The sequence below is a fragment of the Bacillus sp. SA1-12 genome, from assembly GCF_000981385.1.
Taxonomy (GTDB): Bacteria; Bacillota; Bacilli; order Bacillales; family Bacillaceae; genus Metabacillus.
Genome location: NZ_LATZ01000029.1, coordinates 1 through 18,196, shown reverse-complemented (window position 1 = coordinate 18,196; position 18,196 = coordinate 1). Strand labels below are relative to the sequence as shown.

Below are 18,196 nucleotides of genomic sequence, written 5' to 3'. Positions count from 1 at the left end.
AAGGGGTTCTGCTTCTTTTTTAATATTACAAATCTGTAAGAAAGAGAAATAATACAGGATAATGATGGTAATTTTTGAGCGTTGCACCGAAAACCTTGGTTTAATTTCATGAATGGAAGGTATAGTTCTACTAAATCAAATAAAAAATGGCTTTGTTCAAGTTCATTGATGGTTTAGGCCAGTTGTTAATTGGAGGAGAAGGCGTGAGACTGCTGCTTAGTGAAGGTAATCAAAGAGAGCCAATAAGTTAAGTGCTAAAGATGCTCTCGGACGCCCGCCAATAATAAGCGCCTGGAGCTGAAATGAACGGCAGAAGCCAAAAATCCAATAGAAAAGAGGATTGATCCTATGGCCGAAAATGAGCAAGAAAAACAAATAGAAGAAAAAAATCACACGCAAGAGAACAATAATAAAAACCGGTCAATGAATCTGGTTATTCTCGGAGGAGTTGTCGGAGCAGGAGTTGGCTACTTTTCAAATCCGGAAACGAGTAAGAAAGTCATAAAAACGGTTCAGCAATCAGAAGTCATGAGAGTGGCTGGACAAGAATTTCGAAAAACTGTTCAAGAGATCCTGACTGAACAGGCCTTAACAAGTATGAGAAAGGTTGCCTCAGGGTATATAAGCAAATATGAAGGCACATTACGGCCCTCAACCAAAAAGAAATGCAATGAAACTGAAAAAGGTGAGGAAGAATATTCTTCTAAGTATGAAGAAATCAAAGAAGAGAACAAACAGTTAAATGATCGACTGGATCGAATTGAACATCTGTTAAGTGATCTGGTTGAATCAAAAAAACAGTGAGTCTCTAGCTGCTAGAAGGAAGTGAGGTTTCCTGCGATGGATAAGCCAGTAAAAAAAGCAGTCGGCAAAATCGCGGAAAAAGTGGTGGAGCATACGCCTGAACCCATTAAAGAAAAAGTAAAGGAAACCGTAAAAGAAAAAGCAAAAGAAAAGGTTGTAGGGGCCTTTCATGACAAGGTTGAGCATGCTGCAGAAACATTAAAAGAAACCAAAAATGAAAATGCCAAAAACGTTCATGATAAGGCAGAACAAGCGAAGGAAAAGGTTCAGGATGCGTTACTCACCGCTAAAGATAAAATCAGAAACGTTGTCAATGCAGGAGAGGAACTTCAAAAGAACGTTTCTGAAAATGAGGACAGTAAGAAAGTCAAGGGTGCTACAGATATAAAAGGAGTCAGTCAAATCAAGCATGCAACTGAACTCAAAAGCGCTAAACATATGAAATCGATGAAGGATATAAAAACGCGAAGCTCTTAAGCAAATCTTGAAAGGAGAATGACAAATGGCCGTTCAAAAAACAGCTGATAGTTCAAGTCTTGCTGAGGTAATCGACCGCATATTGGATAAAGGGATCGTCATTGACGCATTTGCCCGCGTTTCTGTCGTAGGGATTGAGATTTTAACCGTTGAGGCAAGAGTGGTGATCGCGAGCGTGGATACATGGCTTCGATATGCAGAGGCTGTTGGTTTACTAACAGATCAAGTAGAAGAAAACGGACTGCCGGATCGACAAAATGAGCACCAATCGCGATTTAGTATTTAGATGATCTGAATGTCCGTACAGGAGGTCATAATGGAAATAAAAACAATTATGAAGAATGTTTCCGACTTCTTTAATGAACATGTGGCTCCCGTTCATAAAATTACCTCCGTGGAAGTAAGTGAACAAGATGGATGGAAGCTAACAGTTGAAGTCATAGAGGAAAAGGAATATATGAAAAAATATGCAAAGGATGAAATGGTTGGTGTATATGTTGTATTCCTCAACCAAGAAAAAGAAGTAACAACATTTAAAAGGCGAAGCATTCGTTATCGAAGTGCAATGAATCAAGAGGCATAGGCTAAAGGGGCAGGAGGGAAAGAAATGACGGTATTAGTTGAGAATCTCAAAAAGGATAACCGATCATACGTCCAAGACGAAACAACAAAAGATTTACTTTCACGCTCATTACGGTATATAAAAGCTGGATATCCGATTCATTTTACAGGACCATCCGGGGCGGGAAAAACCTCTTTAGCACTTGCCTTAGCCAAAAAACGAAAGAAGCCGGTCATGCTAATTCATGGAAATCATGAATTGAACAACAAAGATCTCATTGGTGACTTTACCGGTTATTCAAGTAAAAAAGTAGTCGACCATTATGTTCGATCTGTCTATAAAAGGGATGAACGTGTAACAGAAACGTGGCAAGACGGCCGCTTATTAGAAGCAGTCAAAAATGGCTATACACTCATTTATGATGAGTTTACTCGGTCACAGCCAACAACAAATAACATCTTTTTATCGATTTTAGAAGAGAGAATTCTGCCGTTGTACGGAACAAAATTAACAGAACCATTTGTACGCGTTCATCCTGACTTTGCCGTCATCTTTACAAGCAATCCAGAAGAATATGCAGGTGTTTACAAAACACAAGATGCTTTGTTAGATCGCTTGATTACGATTTTTGTAGATTACAAGGATATTGAACGCGAGGCAGAGGTTGTAGCTAAAAAAGGAAATGTGAAACAAAATGAAGCAAAAGCGATCACAACACTAGTATCTGAGCTGCGATCACAATGTAATGAGAATTCTGGACCGAGCTTAAGAGCATCTCTTAGGATTGCAAAAATAGCTGCAGAGTCAGAGATTCCGATCAATGGAGAAAACCCGGAATTTCAACGATTATGTATGGATATCTTAGGTCATCAAATCAGTCAATGTGTAGACTCAATAAAATCGGTGCAAGCAGCAGAAGAAGCTATCCTAAAAGCTTGTCGAAATATGCAGGTTAAAGAGGAGTAAAGGGTGATAAACAATGGAACAAGAATATAAGGGAATTTATATTTTTTGCGGAATCCAAAAAGGAAAAAATGACGAATTTGGCGAGATCGAATTGGAAGGGGAAAAGCGTGAATTATTTCTCATAACATTCCAAGATGCGGCGATTGTTGCAGCTGAAGTGCCAATGAAAATCTTTCACCCAAATAAAGACAATGTCATGATGCATCAAAAAGTTCTTACTCGGGTTATGAAGCAAAATGACACCGTGATACCTGTTAGTTTTGGAAATGTCTTTCAGTCAAAAGAGGATGTGGAAGTCCTGCTGGAAAACTTATATCCGCAGTTTAAAAAGCTCTTTCCAGAAATAAAGGGCAAAATGGAAGTTGGTTTAAAGGTAACGGGAAAAAAGGAGTGGCTTGAATCCCAATTTCAAGATGATGAGAAGATTGGAAGGCTTGCTGTATCTGTGCGTGGTCAATCTGAAGCAGCTGGTTATTATGAAAGGATTCAATTAGGAGGAGCCGCCCAGAAAATGATTCAATCCCTGCAAAATGAATTGAAACAGGAAGTGTTCCATCCTCTAAAGGATTCCGCTGTAGCTGCTAAAGCAAATGATCCGATCGGAGAGAAGATGCTGTTAAATGCCGCATTTTTAATTGATCGGGACAAGGAAGAAGATTTTGATCGTCATGTCAATCAATTACATGACAAGTGGGAGGATAAGGTTGAATTTGCCTACAGCGGTCCATGGCCTGTCTACAATTTTGTCAATATCCAACTAAAAGTGGAAGAAGCCTGATGCTTCACAAAATCGTCTCAGCTCCGATTAATCTGGTGATAAAAATTGGAGAAAAAGTGAAGGAAGAGGCCGACAAGCAACTTTATGATCTCCCAACCATTCAACAAAAGCTGATTCAATTACAAATGATGTATGAGCTTGGTGAACTCCCTGATGCAGCCTATAAAAAGCAAGAAGAAGACCTTCTTCATCGCTATGAAATCGCAAAACGTTTGGAAATGGAGCAATGGGAGGAGCTGACAAAGCGGAAAGGAGGCTGAAAAAGTGGCAGATTTTATCTATCTATATGGTCTGGTGCCAACAAAAGAAGCAGAAAATCAAGTATTTCCTTCTATAAAGGGATTTGATGGTCAGACAGATCTTTTTACCATTGCTATACAGGATATCACGGCGATCGTTAGTCACCTGGATTCAAAGCAGTATTCGGAAGAGATCATACAGGACAAAATAAACCAGGATATGGAGTGGCTGCAAGAAAAAGCCTTTCATCATCATGAAACAGTGATCAATCTAGCTAAAATGCACACGATCATTCCAATGAAATTTTGTACCATTTATCAAAGCCAAGAGCGGTTAATCGAAGCTATTCAATCGACCAGAGAAAAAATAGCTGCAACATTCAAGGCTCTTTCAGGCAATGAAGAATGGAATCTCAAAATCTATTGTGAGGATTCGCTATTAAAGAAACATGTTAGTGAGAAAAATCCGGTTATTGAAGCAAAAAAAGCAGAGATTAGCGGATTACCAAAAGGCAGGCAGTTCTTTGAATTAAAAAAGATGGATAAGTTAATTGATTCTGAGCTTGAAAAAGAAAAAAATCGTGTCAGTGAAACCATTCATCACCAATTAAAACACTTTGTTATTCAAGGGAATGTAAAACGCAATTGGAACAAAGATATGACAGGAAGAAGGGAGAATATGACATGGAATGGCGTATACCTTGTTTCTGAAAAGAATGTAGAGCCGTTTTTGAATCAGGTAAAACAATATGAAGAAAACATGCGTGGATCGGGATGGCGATTCGAAGCATCAGGTCCTTGGCCGGCCTACCATTTTTCCAGTTTCATAGGTGAGGGAAATCATGTCGATAAGAGAATCAATTGAAGACAAAGAAATTGCGTTAATTGACATTTTGGATGTGATTCTTGATAAAGGTGTTGCCATAAAGGCAGATTTAGTCATTTCCATTGCAGGTGTAGATCTCGTTTATTTAGATTTACGGGTGTTAATCTCATCAGTGGAAAGCCTTGTTCAAGCACAACATGAAAACCGAGACACAATCTCATCTAGTCACTTTGATCAGCAAAGGGAGGAATTAATCAATGCAACCGGCCAGCCCAACAAATGGGAGAATTCACTTGGATCCTGACAATGCGGAGCATGGGTTAGCACAGCTCGTTTTAACGGTTATTGAATTGCTAAGGCAAATTGTCGAGAGACATGCCATAAGACGTGTTGAAGGAGGTACTTTGACTGATGAACAAATTGAAAACCTAGGTGAAGCTTTAATGAATCTGGAAGAAAAAATGGAAGAACTAAAAGAAATTTTTAACCTTGATACAGAGGATTTAAATATTGATCTCGGTCCTTTAGGAAGCTTATTGTAATAGAACGCTTAAGGAGGACTAGGCAAAATGACAGTTCAACCTTCGATGCAATCCAATACAATTGTGGATGTATTAGAGAAAATTCTTGATAAAGGTGTCGTGATTGCAGGCGATATTACCGTAGGAATAGCGGATATCGAATTATTAACTATTAAAATACGTCTTATTGTCACTTCTGTTGATAAAGCAAAAGAGATCGGCATGGATTGGTGGGAAACAGATCCATATTTAAGCTCAAAAGCTGTTAACCATCAAGCAAATGCACTGGAAGAAGAAAACAAACGATTACACGAGAGATTGGAATCTCTTGAAAAAAAACTAGAAACCAATTCTTAATTTAAATGGAGGGTATTTAAAATGGCTGAAACAAAAATTGCAGAAAAGAAAATGAATCAAACAAAAGAAAATGAATCTATGAATCAAAACGAAAATCAAAATAAAAATGAAACCAATAATCAAACGAATTCTAATGGCAATTCAATGAAGCGTTCAATCGCAGGGGGTCTAATTGGTGCAACAGTTGGCTATTTAGCTACACCGGAAAATGGGAAAAAACTGATGGATAAAATTGACTATGAAAAATTAAAAAGTAAAGGAACGGACTTAGGTCAATCCGCAAAAGAAAAATCCATGCAAGCAGCAGGTTCACTTAAAAATTCTGCCAAAAGTTTATTCAAAAAGGACAATGAGTCAAATGAAAAGTCTTCCGATCAAGAGGAAACCACAGAAAATGAAACGAGTTCCCAAGATGAAGAGATAACGAAGAGTAAATATGAGGAATTGAAGAAGGAAAATGAAAGATTGAATGAGCGGCTGGAGAATTTAGAGGAATTACTGACAAAGCCAAAAGACGGTGACCAGCAAAACGATAAAAATAGTAAGGAGACGTCAGAGCATGAGGAAGGGGAAGAAAACAATCAAGGTAATTCCAAGAATAAGGAAAATGAGTCAACAGGAGATCAAGTAGAAGGAAATGAAAATAGCAACAACGAGGATGATACTAATAAGCGAAATCAAGAAAAGAATCAAGGTAATTCTAAGAATAAGGAAAACGAGTCAACAGAAGATCAAGCAGAAGGAAATGAGAATAGCAGCAACCACAAGCGAAGTCAAGAAAAGAATCAATCGAATGAAACAACTAATAATGTAGAGGAGAAGAAAGATACAACCCTTTCAAGTAATGATGACACATCTTCTTAAAGAAAGGAGAAGTGAAGATGACAAATGAACACAGCAAATCAAAAGACAGCATTATTGAGTCTTTCGTACAAGCTGCAAACAAGCACGATTTCTCACTCGATATTTCTTTAAATGTAAATGGAGCGATCGTGACAGGAACACTTGTCTCAGCAAAAGAATACTTTGAAACATTAAGTGAAACATTTGCAGAAGGAAGTGAAGTGGCTCAAAAAATAAGTGATCAGCTTGCACAGGCAGCAGAAGCAATCAACGATACTGAAGCCCATTTCATTCACTTAAAAAGCGCTAAAGTTTATTGTGGTGATAACAAACCAACACCTTCAAAAGGGGATATCCTCTGGAGAGGAAAATTAACCGAACTTGATGGGTTCTTCTTAGGGAAAATCTCTGATGGATGAGAATATTTATAAAAAGAAGCCTCCGCTCTTCGGGTCAGCTGACTCTTGAGGAGTGGAGGTTTTTTTTAGTAGGCAGTTAAAAGCAAGTTGACTCTGGAGAAGATAGGATCGAAATGGCAGGTTAAGAAGATTAAATAATGTTTGTAATGCAGCTATTGACTCATCAATTACTTAGTTAAATAGCAGGTAATTTTAAGATTACGTTTAATTTTATAATATAAGATACTTTTTCATTTAATTAATTACTTAAGGTAGATAAAAAAATATGACCTATATCTTACTATTAGAAATTGATCTTGCAGAATTGAATAATAAACAGAAAGGAACATTCTTTTCAGAGGTAAGTAGATTTATATTTACCCAAGATTTCGACCCCTTTAGGAAGGCAGTTAGTAACAGGACAGAAGTTTATCTTGCACTTGATACTGAATACAGCCTTAATTTTAACGTCATTTGGGTCCCAATCATCTTCACCTGTTTTATCGATACTTACGATAGTTTACGCTTATCAAAATTCGCTGTATAGTGCTTATTTAACTTTCTGGCAGTCTAGTTGAATAACCGATGGAATTATTATGGTAATATGAATTTGCAGATTTAATTTTTATTTTTGAAGGTGAGGATGCGAAATTGGAGAATAGGCTTTCGTTATTAGATCACATTCGTTCCATTGCACAACTAGGATTACGATACGCAAATAATCCGTATGATATTGAAAGATATGAAAAATTGCTGGATTTGGCAAGTAAAGAATACTCCGAGCTAAGCGATATTAAGCAAAGTATAATTATTGAAAAGTTTAAGAGTGAACTTGGACATATAACTCCAAAAATTGGTGTAGGCGGTGTCATTCTTTCTACAGACGGAAAGATGCTTTTAGAACGTCGTTCTGATGATGAAACTTGGGGTATTATAGGTGGATGGTGTGATACTGGCGAAAGTCCACAAGAATCACTAAAAAGAGAGTATTTAGAAGAAACAGGGCTGAATGTAAAGGTCAACGAACTAATTGATATATTTACAAGAAAACCAGGAGATTTTGGACAGCCACATACCTCTTATCATCTCCTTTTTGTGTGCGAAATACTGGATGGGAGTATGCAAGCATCTTTTGAAAGCATAGAAATCGGATTCTATAATATTTCTGAAGTGGAAAAATGGCATGGAGACCACTTCGATATGGTTAAAAGGGCGTATGATTTTATTAATTCAAAATAACCAATATGTTAACTAAGTGAATTTAAGTTGCCATTGGCAGAATTAAGGAGCTGGTTCGTCATGTGTGGGATTAGAAACGAAATTCAGACAAAGAGACTTAGATATACCAAATCAACGCCAAGTCTTAATGGCAGCAATTGAATCAGATTTGAAAAATGATCGCAATGTTTTGGCTGCTTTTTATGGAGGGTCAATCGGAAATCAAAACACTGATTTATATTCAGATATTGACCTCCGTATAGTGGTTAAAGATGAAGCGTTTGAGAAATATAGGGTAAACAAAAAACAGAGGGCGAAAAATTGGGGTAATGTCCTATTTTTCGAAGACTTTCCTTGGGCAACGCATAGTATTGCTCATTACAATACTTTTATAAAAGTTGATAGCTTTTATTATAAAACGAAAGATATTAAGCCGTCCGTTTGGCTTCAAAATATAAAAATTGTATTAGATACAACAGGATTAATAAAAGAAGTCTTAAAGAAATCAATGGCTTTATCCTATATACCTACTGTTGAAGAAGTGGAAATTTGGAGAACGAAATTTTTTGCTTATGTTCACGAAGCCTACCGAAGAGTAATGAGAAATGAAATTTATTATGCCTTACACTGTGTAGATAATTTAAGGTTGTCCATAACAGCAGCTTGGTATATGGAAGCAGAAATACAACCTAATACGTTTGGAGATTGGGCAAAACTTGAAGGAAATAGAAGTAAACTGAGTGTCTGGCAATTAGAACTGCTAGCACAATGGCATTGTAGTAGAGAACCAGAGGACATACTAAAGACCATTAGAAGCATAGTCCCTGAGTTTATAAAAATCCATAACACTTTATGTGAAAAACATGGGATCGATGAAAATCCAGAATTGGTAAATGAAATTTTAAATATGGTCATGTAATAGTTGAAGCACCCATTTGTGGGTGTATTATTTTTTCTTGTTCAGATGACATATATTTACAAGAACTCAGGGGATTGTAATTGGTATTTTTCATTTAATAGGTAAAGCAAGTTAATTTAGAAATGCTGCTTTGACTGAAAACAAATTTATGGAAAAATGCTATGGCATATGAAATGATTATATGGGTAGGTAAAAGAATATAATCATTTCCCACTACGACTCGAAGCACCAAAAATCAAACCGTTTATAATATAAAAGAAAACAAATGAAATTTACATAAACTACTCCCTTGAGTATGTATCCTCATCGTTAGTATTCCAATATAGAGGATAGAATCCTTATTTCCACATTCACCTGTTTTTATATGATGTCCAAAATGCAGCTTATCATTGTTAAAAATTGCACATGAATCAAGCTTTCCCCTTTGCGAAAAACCAAACACAAAATATGCGCGATAAAAAAAACGAAAGGCATATAGTAATCCAAGAAATATACCATTCCCAGTGTATGTAATAGATGAGTTCGGTGTATTTTTCGATGATCACTTCTGCGATCGTCAACACAGAAGTAAAACCAGCATAATACCCAAATTGAATAAGCTTGCTCCGATTATTGGGATACCACACATTAAAGACCGCACATGCGACTGGAAAAGCATAATATTCATACGTGAAGCTGGTTCGATTGATGGAAGCAAATAATCGAATAGGATATTCAATTAGCCCCAGCTCTACGACCACTAAACCGATAAGAAAGGTAATAATCTGTTTAAATAAAAATGCCACTACCGCAAGTCGAATTTTCTTTTTCGGAATGAAGAAAAGAATTCCTGTTGCAAATACGTACACCGATAATAAGAGCCACCATTCTATTCTCATTTGGTCTCCCATTCCTCTGCTTGAAACAAGGATTTGTCCTTAAAGAACCAATTGCAGCAGACTTGACTGACATAAAAGAGAAATCCAATATAAATCAGCATTCCATACCAAGTAATGAATCCATATTCTAATAAATCTGTATATCTCTCGAGAACAACATCAAACAACGTCATGATCGAGATCCAAACAAAAAAGTATGCGAATCTTGACCAGATCGAGCCATTTCCTTTTTTATGGACGTAAAATATGGAAAACATGACGGGATAAAAGAAATAATTGATGGTAATAGCAAGATCTGTCGCTTTGGGGAACTCCCGGACAGGCGCGCTTAACAACCCATATTGAAAGGAAGGCATATCGCAAAGCCAAATGAATGCTTGAAACATCAAAAATGCCAACCAACCCTTGCGCCGATCTTTGCGCGGAATTAAGAGAAGAAAGCCAACAAAACCGAAAACCCACATTGCTACCAGGATCCAATGCTCCATCAGCATGTCTAAGAAACTCCCTCTCCCAATAAGATCATCATTACTGTATTCAGTAAAAGTATTTTCTAATTTCTTTAAATATATTCCATAACGTAGGAGCAGAAAAGCTTCAAAACGGCATAAAAGGGTCAGGTTTGTTTTATAGTCTCAGGAGCATTTCTTTCGAAAAGGAATAATCCTTATTCATATAGAATTAAAAGGGACAAAGACTAATTTACTTATACAGGGAGACAATATTGCATGATAATTAATACAGATATATCTTTAGAAGGAAATTCAATTTCTCTTATTCCTCTAGAGCTGAAGCATAAAGAAAAATTGTTTGAAGCGTTAAAAAGCCCTGAAGTATGGAAATATACCTGGCGAGAGGTTAAAACCTTGGAGGATATAGAACAAATACTAACAATCGCTGTCCACCATAAAAAGGAGGGTAACCAAATACCTTTTATAATTCAGGACAAACTGACAGGTAGCGTAATAGGATCAACTCGTATAGGTGATATCGATCCAGCAAATCGAAATGTGGAAATCGGTTGGACCTGGCTTTCTCCAACAGTTTGGAAAACTAGGGTAAACACAGAATGTAAGTTTTTATTATTACGATATTGTTTGAAGAATTAAACGTCATTCGTGTCCAATTTTCTGTAAGCGGACAAAACGAACGTTCTAAAAAAGCCCTTGAAAGAATAGGGGCAACAAAGGAAGGAACATTTCGTAAACATCGAATAAAGGCAGACGGAACCATTCACGACAATATCTTTTACAGTATTCTTGATAGTGAATGGGAGTCAGTGAAAGAAAGGTTGATGGATTTATTAGAAAGAAGATACTCCTAGCATTGAATCTTATTTGTACGAGTGGTGCAGATATTTTTTGACAAATAGATTACTAGTTAAGAATGTGAAAATTTAATTTACTGATTAAAACTATTCTTTGAGATTAAAACGCTTCGTGTAAAATAATCTATTTACAATATTCCCTTAACAAAGGTATTAGTAAATAAGTGTACATTTATAAAGGAAAAAACTATTGTCAAGAAAGGGTATCTTATGAAAGAAACGATTTATAACTATGATGATTTATTGGATATGTTAGATTCCTTATTAAGAGAACCAACTCAATTTTGGAATACGTTTTATTCTGACCGTGAAAGGGGTGTTCCTTTTTTCATAAATGTTCCTGATGAAAATTTAGTTAGTTACTTTGACAGAAATCTTTTAAAGCCGGGGAAAGTCCTTGAATTGGGTTGCGGTCCCGGCCGAAACGCCATTTATATTGCAGAGAAAGGCTGTACTGTTGATGCAGTGGATTTATCCCAAGAAACACTAAAATGGGGAAAAGAACGAGCGGCTGAAAAGAATGTCAGTGTAAACTTTATCAATGAAAATATCTTTGATTTACAAATTGAGGAAGGCACCTTTGATATTGTATATGATTCAGGTTGTTTTCACCATATTGCACCTCATAGAAGAATGAGTTACATACAATTAGTGAGAAGGGCTTTAAAGCCAAATGGTTTCTTTGCAATTGCCTGTTTTGCCCAAGGTGGAGAGTTTGGGGGAGCAGAAATATCAGATTGGGATGTTTATAGATTGCGAAGCCTGCAAGGTGGATTAGGTTATACGGAGGAAAAACTTAGGGATATTTTTAGAGATTTCAAGGAAATGGAAATAAGGAAAATGAAAGTCATTGAACAACCAAATCATATTTTCGGTGTTCCTGACTTTTTGACTGCTCTATTTCAAAAAAATTGATTATCATCTTTTTTTTACCTTTCTACAATTAGTAGTTATATAGTTAGAGGGTACTAACGGGGATTCTTTTGGTTGGTACTGCTTATATCTCTTTTCGGAATATTTTCTTAATGGAAAAAGGTTAAGGGTTCACAATCTGTAGCCAATTAATTTTCTATTGGAATTGAGAAGATAAATGAATGTTTTATAATGAGTCTTTGAATTGAACAAAGAAAAACATATATGTAGACATAATAGATAAATTGGGAGATGAGAATTTCCAATGGATTACATAAAACATTTAAGGTCAATGGTTGGTCACGAAAAAGTTCTTATGGTGGTGGCAGGTGCATTTGTATTTGATAAGGAAAATCGAGTGCTTATGCAAAAACGTACAGATAATGGACAATGGGGATTTCCAGGAGGGTTTATGGAATTAGGGGAAAGCGTTCAGGATACGGCAAGGAGAGAAGTGTATGAAGAGACTGGACTTCATTTAGGTAAGCTTGAGTTATTTGGAATCTATTCTGGACCGGAATATGATAAAACGTTTTCTAATGGAGACCAAGTATCTTTGGTTCTAATCTCATTCATTTGCAGGCAATTTAAAGGTGAATTAGTTGAGAGCAACGAAGAGTCGATGCAAAACAAGTTTTTTTCTCTTGAAGAGCTACCCAAAAATATATTTACAGAACACAAAATGTTGGTTAATGATTTATTATCAAAAAAACAAATACCGATTATAGGATAATACATATGTGTATTTCAAAGTTGCAAAGTGTAAAAAAGCAGCGGAAAATCTGCTTTTTTCTTATTTTCTTAAAAGTATTTTCTACATTAAAACCAAGGAGACTATTAACATGAATCTATTTCCTATAAAATTTCCTAAAGATGAAGATGGACAAGTATTAAAAATGCTCTATAAAGAAGGTGTAGATTTTAAACAGCTGCAAAATGTAGATCTTTTTATTTCAGTTCCAGATAAAAAGAGTGGCGAAGCTGTCTTAAAAGCATTAAGTGAGGAAGGCTTTCATTGTGAAGTAGAACAAGATGACGAGACTGAAGAGTGGACTTGTTTTTGTTATGTCAAAATGTTATTAATTCACGAAGATATAGTTAATATACAAAAACGACTTGATGAATTGAGTAAGCCATATGGCGGTTACACAGATGGATGGGGAGTTATGGTTGATTAATAGATAAATGTTCTTTTAAGTTCAGTACATTTTTGAAAAAAGTGATTGAGTTCAAGGTAATGGAGTTGTTTCGGCAACTCCTTTTCTTGTTGCATGAATAAGGAAGGTTGGATAATAAAGGAATTAGTAGAAAAATAAAGAATATATATCTATTAAAATTTTGTCCGAAAAGTAGATAATTCTGAGTAGAGGAGAGATTTTATGACACCAGAGCAATCTAAAACCATCACATTACTGAAGGATGCAGTGGAAAGGGATACCAGATATGATGCTCTAATACTTATAGGGTCTCTCGCGAGAGGAGAAGAAAGAGAGGATTCCGATGTAGATTGTTTAATCATCGATGCAAATTTGACATTTGCAGATGATGGAGCAGGGGTAAATCCAAGTGATTTTGGAGGGCATTTCCCTGCTGAAGTTAGTATAACTTCGTTAAGCAAAGAATTTTTAGAAATTGCAAGTGTTCGTGCTCCTGAGCCATGGCGTTTTGCATTTCACAAAGCTAAAGTATTATATACAAGAGACCCCTCCATAGGTAAACTTGTACAAAATATTGGGGTGTATCCTGATTGGGAGCGTTCAGAGAAAATGAAAGCATTCTATAGTCAAATTCCTGTACATATGGCATATCTAAAGTTGGGTGAATATAGTGAAAATATTTTCTTGTTATCACAAACTGCTCATAAAATAGCTTTTTTTTGTGGTCGATTAATTTTAGCTTACAATAGAATCTTATACCCAAATCGAAAACAGTTTATGAAATCATTGTCCTCGGCACCTGAAAAGCCAGAAACTTTTATTGAAATGTTGGAAAAGCTGCTAAAAGAGCCTTCAATCGCAAATGCAGAAGCATTGACGAACTTGGTGTTAGATTTTACGAATTGGGACGTTCCTGAAGAAGGTGTTTGGAATCGGTTTAGTAGAGATAGTGAGCAATATTGGAAATTTAATAGTAAAGTAGCTCCTGAAGATTGGTAAACAATTAAGGGTAACACGGATTTCCATGGTACAATATAGGAAATGGCAATTGTTATTTAACAAACGGGGCAGTTTAGCGACAGAAATGGAGGGTTTAGCCATGGGCATTAGGAATTATTTGATTGAAGGCGTTTCTGGCACCGGCAAAACTACGGTCTGCAAAGAATTGCAGCGGCTCGGCTACCATGCCATTAATGGTGACCGTGAATTGGCTTATCAAGGCGATCCGGAAACTGGTACACGGACGGATAGCGTCACACACGAGCACCACATTTGGCATGTAGATAAAGTAAAAGCCTTTGTAGCCAACCAGGATGAGGCGGTAACATTTTTCTGCGGTGGTTCTAGGAACTTTTCGAAATTCATAGTTCTATTTGACGGCGTGTTTGTCCTTCAGGTCGACCTTGACACATTGAACCGGCGGCTTGACGAGCGACCGGAAAATGAGTGGGGCGGAAAGAAAACGGAACGGGAACTCATTACGCGATTGCACCAAACGAAAGAAGACATTCCGAAAAACGGAATTATAATCGACGCCACCGCACCGATCGAGCACGTCGTTGACGAGATCGTCCGTCAAAGCGAAGTAAATAAACGCCAACGACAGTAACTTACGGTCTCTCACGGACAGCCTATGGTTTTAATTGTTCACTAGATTCAGATAGGTAGCATTTTAATTGATTGGTTGTAAGTGTACCAATCTCTATGTCATTAAAATATCGAATAAGAAGTGTCGCTTGAAGGCGATAGGCTTTTAAAGTATGAGGAGAAAAACCCTCTATTCTTTTATAAGATTCATACTTTTCTCATGCTTTCGATAATAATTATTTAATTCCTCCTCAATGCAAGGAATTATTGACCATTTTATCGAAAGGAACACTTATTTAAGTAACGAAGCGGTATAGTTCAGTGAAACTTTTCACGAAACCTTAGCAAATGTGTTAGAATCTTCTATTAAATAAAACTGCAAAAAATTCCTCATTATTTATAGAGGATCATAAAAGTAAGGCACCTTAGTTATCACACCAAGATGCCTTACTATTTATTCTCCTCCTCTATAGCTATAACTTCCCTTGCTGTTTCTATGAAAGATAATATGATTGGTGAAAGCCACTTGTGTTTATGCCATGCCATGTGTGTATATACGTGCAAGTCCGGAATTTGCCATGGAAGAGCAACAAGTTCACCCCGTTCAACTTCGGCTTCCACTGTTAATTCCGGAAGAAAGGCAATACCGATTCCCGTAATTGCACATTGTTTAATGGCTTCGGCACTTTGAAACTCTAAATAAGTAATATCATCAATGCCCTTTTTCTCAAATGACCGGTCAAACATGGTTCGATAGGTACAACCTTTTTCATTGACCAGGAACACTTCTCCGTGAAAATCTTCCAGCTGTAGTACAGTGAGTTTCGCGAGAGGGTGGTCTGGAGCGACGAAAAAGCGGAAAGTTTCTTCCAGTAACGGTTCCACTGTAAGCCCCGTTGAGAGAATGGTTTCGTCCAGCATAAAGACGACATCCGCAATTCCCTCAAAAAGCGTTTGCTTGAGTTCCTGATTTGGAACAGAGCGGAAGATGAGACGAACACCTGGATAGCGCGAACGAAATAGCTTGAAGACAACTGGTAGCCGATAGGCGCAAAGAACCTCGTTGGCACTTATCGTTAGTGTGCCGCTTAGATTTTCATTGTCATGAACGACACTGCAGGCTTCGTCCAATTTGTCTAGAGCGCTTTGGATATGAGTTAAAAAGCGTTTACCCGCAGTTGTGAGAACGAGTTGCTTGCCCAAGCGGTCAAAGAGACGAACACCAAGCTCTTCCTCCAATGCTTTTATTTGCATCGTGACGTTTGAGGGGACGTAGTTCAGCACTTCCGCAGCCCGGCTGAAATTTAAAGTAGATGCAACCATACGGAACGTATTCAGTTGGCGTAATTCCATCATACTACCCCCATTTTACTTTCAATATTATTGAATGCTGCATTGAATTTTGTTCACTTTTATTGAGGTTAACACAGCTTTATACTGATAACAAGAAATACATTCTAAATGTTTGTGTTTCGTTTTGAAGGGAGGACAATACAATGGATTATGAGATTTTTGATTTGGGTGACGTAACCTTACAATCAGGAGTGACGTTACCGAACGCTTTTCTTGCTTATAAGACATATGGAAAATTGAATGAAAAGAAAGATAATGTGATCGTCTATCCAACTGCTTTTGGAGATCGGCATGTTCAGAATGAATGGTTGATAGGAAACGGCTTGGCACTAGATCCGCAGAAATATTTCATTATCGTTCCAAATCTGCTGGGAAACGGATTATCTTCGTCTCCTAGTAACACGTCTCCTCCATTCGACCGGGCTAATTTTCCGCAGGTAACCATCTATGACAACGTTAAATTCCAATATCGTCTGGTGACCGAAAAATTCGGCATTCAAAAGATTGCACTCATAGTTGGATGGTCAATGGGAGGCATTCAAGCATTCCAATGGGGGGCAAGTTACCCCGACATGGTGGAACGAATTGCACCTTTCTGTGGTGGTGCCAAGACTTGGCCGCAAACGTATGTGGTCCTGGACGGAATGAAAGCTACCCTCATGGCTGCAGTTGGCTTCGATTCATGTAAACTAAACCAGTTGACTTCTGCAGACATGCGCGCCGTTGGACGTGTCTATGCGGGATGGGGACTATCTCAGGCGTTTTACAGAGAGGAACTTTATCGTGAACTGGGATATGACTCATTGGAAGATTTTGTGGCTGGCGTCTGGGAAGATAGCTTTATGAAGATGGATCCGCACAATGTCCTGGCTATGTTATGGACTGGCCAAAATGCCGATATTAGTGCAGACCCCGCTTATAACGAAGATTTCGATGAGGCGCTCAAAAGCATTAAAGCGCTTGCCTGCGTCATGCCAGGGAGCACGGATCTCTTCTGCACGGCGGACGAAAACGAATACGAGGCTAAGCTTTTACCTAATGCTGTTTTTAATCCTATCGAGTCAATCTGGGGCCATTTTGCCGGTCGCGGAATCAACAGTGTCGATAATAAATTTATTGATGACAACCTAAAACGCTTGTTGGAGCTTAGTACAGACTGATCGATCATCATTAGTAATGGTTGTGGCGGGTAATGCTAGAGTGGACAACAAAAAATATAAAGCTACATTTCATCAAAAGCCAAAAATGATTCCCAGTGAGCTAGTGGAGGAATACATTGGACATAGATTAGGTGGTGTTTGCCTGTTTGTGGTCAACTCTAAAGTGGCAATCTATCTGGATTAAAGACAATTGTGAAGAAATGTACTCAAACTATAGGTTGTTCTAGTTGAAAAAGGTTCGGAATTAAATAACAAAGAAAACTCGCCAATACTATGAAGTGAACCAAAATTGTTAGACAATATACCTTAAGCAGCTTGCTGGACCTGGGACCTGTATTCTACAGGACTCAGGTCATTTAACTTTGCCTTCATTCGTATATTGTTGTAGTAGTATATATAATTGTGTAATTCTTCTATAAAATGATCAATGCTTTTAAACTCCTGTAGATAGAGGAGTTCTGTTTTAAGGATGCCAAAGAAGTTTTCAATAACGGCATTATCGAGACAGTTTCCCTTTCGGGACATGCTTTGTGTTATATTCTTGGCTTTAAGGGTTTTCTGGTACTTAGCCATCTGGTAATGCCATCCTTGGTCTGAGTGTAGGATTAATTTATCCTCTGGATTTAAGACCTCTAAAGCTTGTTCAAGCATGTCTCCTACTAAATCAAAAGTAGGTCGGAACTTTACTGTATACGAGATGACTTCACTATTAAACAAGTCAAGTATAGGAGATAAATAGAGTTTCTGTCCGAAAAGACTAAATTCTGTTACATCCGTTACCCATTTCTGATTAGGTTTATCCGCTTTGAAATCCCGCTTCAGAACGTTAGGCGCAACTTTCCCCACATTTCCGCGATAGGACTTATATTTCTTCATACGAACTTGGCACTTAATACCAAGCAGGTTCATAAGCT

The 18,196-nt window shown here is 37.4% G+C and carries 28 protein-coding genes; 24 read left to right on the top strand and 4 right to left on the bottom strand.

The genetic code is table 11. From position 1 onward, the window contains the following. Positions 1-348: 348 nt before the first annotated feature. The 15 genes from gvpT (WQ54_RS15445) (at position 349) to WQ54_RS15370 (ending at position 8,908) form a co-directional block, all read left to right on the top strand. The gene (gene gvpT / locus WQ54_RS15445; protein WP_046585207.1) at positions 349-804 is read left to right on the top strand and encodes a GvpT/GvpP family gas vesicle accessory protein; all 456 of its coding nucleotides are present in this window, start codon (positions 349-351) and stop codon (positions 802-804) included. A 36-nt stretch (positions 805-840) separates the two neighbouring features. Next, positions 841-1,281, top strand: coding sequence for a gas vesicle protein GvpQ (gvpQ, locus tag WQ54_RS15440; RefSeq protein ID WP_046585202.1), 441 nt, complete (start codon positions 841-843; stop codon positions 1,279-1,281). A 25-nt stretch (positions 1,282-1,306) separates the two neighbouring features. Then, on the top strand, positions 1,307-1,567 hold the full coding sequence (gene gvpJ, locus WQ54_RS15435) for a gas vesicle protein GvpJ (protein ID WP_046585201.1): 261 nt from the start codon (positions 1,307-1,309) through the stop codon (positions 1,565-1,567). 30 nt (positions 1,568-1,597) lie between these two features. Beyond that, positions 1,598-1,864 (top strand): gas vesicle protein GvpO, encoded by a 267-nt coding sequence (gene gvpO, locus WQ54_RS15430; RefSeq protein WP_046585199.1) that lies wholly within the window; start codon positions 1,598-1,600, stop codon positions 1,862-1,864. 24 nt (positions 1,865-1,888) lie between these two features. After that, on the top strand, positions 1,889-2,809 hold the full coding sequence (gene gvpN, locus WQ54_RS15425) for a gas vesicle protein GvpN (protein ID WP_046585196.1): 921 nt from the start codon (positions 1,889-1,891) through the stop codon (positions 2,807-2,809). A 13-nt stretch (positions 2,810-2,822) separates the two neighbouring features. Then, positions 2,823-3,587 carry a GvpL/GvpF family gas vesicle protein gene (locus WQ54_RS15420; protein WP_046585195.1) on the top strand — a complete coding sequence of 255 codons (765 nt, stop codon included), beginning with the start codon at positions 2,823-2,825 and terminating at the stop codon, positions 3,585-3,587. Beyond that, the gene (locus WQ54_RS15415) at positions 3,587-3,847 is read left to right on the top strand and encodes a gas vesicle protein GvpG (protein WP_046585193.1); all 261 of its coding nucleotides are present in this window, start codon (positions 3,587-3,589) and stop codon (positions 3,845-3,847) included. The genes WQ54_RS15420 and WQ54_RS15415 overlap by 1 nt, the downstream gene beginning before the upstream one ends. A gap of 4 nt (positions 3,848-3,851) precedes the next feature. After that, positions 3,852-4,691: a GvpL/GvpF family gas vesicle protein gene (locus WQ54_RS15410; RefSeq protein ID WP_046585190.1), complete on the top strand. Its 840-nt coding sequence runs from the start codon at positions 3,852-3,854 to the stop codon at positions 4,689-4,691. Then, positions 4,669-4,956 carry a gas vesicle protein gene (locus tag WQ54_RS15405; protein ID WP_046585188.1) on the top strand — a complete coding sequence of 96 codons (288 nt, stop codon included), beginning with the start codon at positions 4,669-4,671 and terminating at the stop codon, positions 4,954-4,956. Before WQ54_RS15410 ends, WQ54_RS15405 begins: the two co-directional genes overlap by 23 nt. Beyond that, positions 4,910-5,194, top strand: coding sequence for a gas vesicle protein K (locus tag WQ54_RS15400; RefSeq protein WP_046585187.1), 285 nt, complete (start codon positions 4,910-4,912; stop codon positions 5,192-5,194). The genes WQ54_RS15405 and WQ54_RS15400 overlap by 47 nt, the downstream gene beginning before the upstream one ends. 27 nt (positions 5,195-5,221) lie before the next feature. Next, positions 5,222-5,530, top strand: a complete 309-nt coding sequence (gene gvpJ, locus WQ54_RS15395; RefSeq protein ID WP_046585184.1) for a gas vesicle protein — start codon at positions 5,222-5,224, stop codon at positions 5,528-5,530. A 21-nt stretch (positions 5,531-5,551) separates the two neighbouring features. Further along, a complete protein-coding gene (gene gvpT / locus WQ54_RS15390) occupies positions 5,552-6,394 on the top strand; it encodes a YtxH domain-containing protein (RefSeq protein WP_046585183.1) in 843 nt (280 codons plus the stop codon). A gap of 17 nt (positions 6,395-6,411) precedes the next feature. Then, on the top strand, positions 6,412-6,792 hold the full coding sequence (gene gvpU / locus WQ54_RS15385; protein WP_046585181.1) for a gas vesicle accessory protein GvpU: 381 nt from the start codon (positions 6,412-6,414) through the stop codon (positions 6,790-6,792). Positions 6,793-7,422: 630 nt separating this feature from the next. Next, complete coding sequence (locus tag WQ54_RS15375) at positions 7,423-8,010, top strand: NUDIX hydrolase N-terminal domain-containing protein (RefSeq protein WP_046585178.1); 588 nt, start codon at positions 7,423-7,425, stop codon at positions 8,008-8,010. Between the two features lie 64 nt (positions 8,011-8,074). Next, positions 8,075-8,908 carry a hypothetical protein gene (locus tag WQ54_RS15370; protein WP_046585176.1) on the top strand — a complete coding sequence of 278 codons (834 nt, stop codon included), beginning with the start codon at positions 8,075-8,077 and terminating at the stop codon, positions 8,906-8,908. Positions 8,909-9,318: 410 nt separating this feature from the next. On the opposite strand, the gene WQ54_RS15365 is transcribed toward WQ54_RS15370, so the two are convergent. Beyond that, positions 9,319-9,786 (bottom strand): CBO0543 family protein, encoded by a 468-nt coding sequence (locus tag WQ54_RS15365; RefSeq protein WP_046585175.1) that lies wholly within the window; start codon positions 9,784-9,786, stop codon positions 9,319-9,321. Then, positions 9,783-10,280, bottom strand: a complete 498-nt coding sequence (locus tag WQ54_RS15360) for a CBO0543 family protein (RefSeq protein WP_046585173.1) — start codon at positions 10,278-10,280, stop codon at positions 9,783-9,785. The genes WQ54_RS15365 and WQ54_RS15360 overlap by 4 nt, the downstream gene beginning before the upstream one ends. 234 nt (positions 10,281-10,514) lie before the next feature. Here WQ54_RS15360 and WQ54_RS34745 point away from each other — a divergent pair, with 234 nt between their 5' ends. From WQ54_RS34745 to WQ54_RS15330, 7 genes are all read left to right on the top strand, one after another. Continuing rightward, positions 10,515-10,895, top strand: coding sequence for a GNAT family N-acetyltransferase (locus WQ54_RS34745; protein ID WP_231597542.1), 381 nt, complete (start codon positions 10,515-10,517; stop codon positions 10,893-10,895). Beyond that, a complete protein-coding gene (locus WQ54_RS34740; RefSeq protein ID WP_231597540.1) occupies positions 10,880-11,110 on the top strand; it encodes a GNAT family N-acetyltransferase in 231 nt (76 codons plus the stop codon). The genes WQ54_RS34745 and WQ54_RS34740 overlap by 16 nt, the downstream gene beginning before the upstream one ends. Positions 11,111-11,323: 213 nt before the next feature. After that, positions 11,324-12,028 (top strand): class I SAM-dependent methyltransferase, encoded by a 705-nt coding sequence (locus WQ54_RS15350; RefSeq protein WP_046585171.1) that lies wholly within the window; start codon positions 11,324-11,326, stop codon positions 12,026-12,028. Positions 12,029-12,290: 262 nt separating this feature from the next. Continuing rightward, positions 12,291-12,758: an NUDIX hydrolase gene (locus tag WQ54_RS15345; RefSeq protein ID WP_046585170.1), complete on the top strand. Its 468-nt coding sequence runs from the start codon at positions 12,291-12,293 to the stop codon at positions 12,756-12,758. Between the two features lie 109 nt (positions 12,759-12,867). Next, positions 12,868-13,203, top strand: a complete 336-nt coding sequence (locus WQ54_RS15340; protein WP_046585228.1) for a ribonuclease E inhibitor RraB — start codon at positions 12,868-12,870, stop codon at positions 13,201-13,203. A 201-nt stretch (positions 13,204-13,404) separates the two neighbouring features. After that, entirely contained in the window at positions 13,405-14,181 is a 777-nt protein-coding gene (locus WQ54_RS15335; RefSeq protein ID WP_046585168.1) for a nucleotidyltransferase domain-containing protein, read from the top strand. A 100-nt stretch (positions 14,182-14,281) separates the two neighbouring features. Further along, positions 14,282-14,791 carry an AAA family ATPase gene (locus WQ54_RS15330; protein ID WP_046585166.1) on the top strand — a complete coding sequence of 170 codons (510 nt, stop codon included), beginning with the start codon at positions 14,282-14,284 and terminating at the stop codon, positions 14,789-14,791. Between the two features lie 428 nt (positions 14,792-15,219). On the opposite strand, the gene WQ54_RS15325 is transcribed toward WQ54_RS15330, so the two are convergent. Continuing rightward, positions 15,220-16,122, bottom strand: a complete 903-nt coding sequence (locus WQ54_RS15325) for a LysR family transcriptional regulator (protein ID WP_046585165.1) — start codon at positions 16,120-16,122, stop codon at positions 15,220-15,222. Positions 16,123-16,265: 143 nt separating this feature from the next. Here WQ54_RS15325 and WQ54_RS15320 point away from each other — a divergent pair, with 143 nt between their 5' ends. Together WQ54_RS15320 and WQ54_RS35655 are read left to right on the top strand one after the other, a co-directional pair. Further along, positions 16,266-17,282 carry an alpha/beta fold hydrolase gene (locus tag WQ54_RS15320; protein ID WP_046585164.1) on the top strand — a complete coding sequence of 339 codons (1,017 nt, stop codon included), beginning with the start codon at positions 16,266-16,268 and terminating at the stop codon, positions 17,280-17,282. A gap of 16 nt (positions 17,283-17,298) precedes the next feature. Beyond that, positions 17,299-17,466 (top strand): YbaK/EbsC family protein, encoded by a 168-nt coding sequence (locus tag WQ54_RS35655; RefSeq protein WP_084822096.1) that lies wholly within the window; start codon positions 17,299-17,301, stop codon positions 17,464-17,466. Positions 17,467-17,588: 122 nt separating this feature from the next. Here WQ54_RS35655 and WQ54_RS15310 read toward each other — a convergent pair. Next, a partial coding sequence (locus WQ54_RS15310) for an IS3 family transposase (protein ID WP_046585162.1) occupies positions 17,589-18,196 on the bottom strand: 608 nt, incomplete at its 5' end.

Bases quoted from the DNA above. Each gene is read 5' to 3' on its own strand.
- gvpU (WP_046585181.1), top strand. From the start codon at position 6,412: ATGACAAATGAACACAGCAAATCAAAAGACAGCATTATTGAGTCTTTC.
- WQ54_RS35655 (WP_084822096.1), top strand. From the start codon at position 17,299: ATGGTTGTGGCGGGTAATGCTAGAGTGGACAACAAAAAATATAAAGCT.
- WQ54_RS15350 (WP_046585171.1), top strand. From the start codon at position 11,324: ATGAAAGAAACGATTTATAACTATGATGATTTATTGGATATGTTAGAT.
- WQ54_RS15345 (WP_046585170.1), top strand. From the start codon at position 12,291: ATGGATTACATAAAACATTTAAGGTCAATGGTTGGTCACGAAAAAGTT.
- gvpN (WP_046585196.1), top strand. From the start codon at position 1,889: ATGACGGTATTAGTTGAGAATCTCAAAAAGGATAACCGATCATACGTC.
- gvpJ (WP_046585184.1), top strand. From the start codon at position 5,222: ATGACAGTTCAACCTTCGATGCAATCCAATACAATTGTGGATGTATTA.
- gvpQ (WP_046585202.1), top strand. From the start codon at position 841: ATGGATAAGCCAGTAAAAAAAGCAGTCGGCAAAATCGCGGAAAAAGTG.
- gvpT (WP_046585183.1), top strand. From the start codon at position 5,552: ATGGCTGAAACAAAAATTGCAGAAAAGAAAATGAATCAAACAAAAGAA.
- WQ54_RS15420 (WP_046585195.1), top strand. From the start codon at position 2,823: ATGGAACAAGAATATAAGGGAATTTATATTTTTTGCGGAATCCAAAAA.
- gvpT (WP_046585207.1), top strand. From the start codon at position 349: ATGGCCGAAAATGAGCAAGAAAAACAAATAGAAGAAAAAAATCACACG.
- WQ54_RS15335 (WP_046585168.1), top strand. From the start codon at position 13,405: ATGACACCAGAGCAATCTAAAACCATCACATTACTGAAGGATGCAGTG.
- WQ54_RS15365 (WP_046585175.1), bottom strand. From the start codon at position 9,786: ATGAGAATAGAATGGTGGCTCTTATTATCGGTGTACGTATTTGCAACA.
- WQ54_RS15415 (WP_046585193.1), top strand. From the start codon at position 3,587: ATGCTTCACAAAATCGTCTCAGCTCCGATTAATCTGGTGATAAAAATT.
- gvpJ (WP_046585201.1), top strand. From the start codon at position 1,307: ATGGCCGTTCAAAAAACAGCTGATAGTTCAAGTCTTGCTGAGGTAATC.
- WQ54_RS15320 (WP_046585164.1), top strand. From the start codon at position 16,266: ATGGATTATGAGATTTTTGATTTGGGTGACGTAACCTTACAATCAGGA.
- WQ54_RS15325 (WP_046585165.1), bottom strand. From the start codon at position 16,122: ATGGAATTACGCCAACTGAATACGTTCCGTATGGTTGCATCTACTTTA.
- WQ54_RS15340 (WP_046585228.1), top strand. From the start codon at position 12,868: ATGAATCTATTTCCTATAAAATTTCCTAAAGATGAAGATGGACAAGTA.
- WQ54_RS15405 (WP_046585188.1), top strand. From the start codon at position 4,669: ATGTCGATAAGAGAATCAATTGAAGACAAAGAAATTGCGTTAATTGAC.
- WQ54_RS34745 (WP_231597542.1), top strand. From the start codon at position 10,515: ATGATAATTAATACAGATATATCTTTAGAAGGAAATTCAATTTCTCTT.
- gvpO (WP_046585199.1), top strand. From the start codon at position 1,598: ATGGAAATAAAAACAATTATGAAGAATGTTTCCGACTTCTTTAATGAA.
- WQ54_RS15400 (WP_046585187.1), top strand. From the start codon at position 4,910: ATGCAACCGGCCAGCCCAACAAATGGGAGAATTCACTTGGATCCTGAC.
- WQ54_RS15330 (WP_046585166.1), top strand. From the start codon at position 14,282: ATGGGCATTAGGAATTATTTGATTGAAGGCGTTTCTGGCACCGGCAAA.
- WQ54_RS15360 (WP_046585173.1), bottom strand. From the start codon at position 10,280: ATGCTGATGGAGCATTGGATCCTGGTAGCAATGTGGGTTTTCGGTTTT.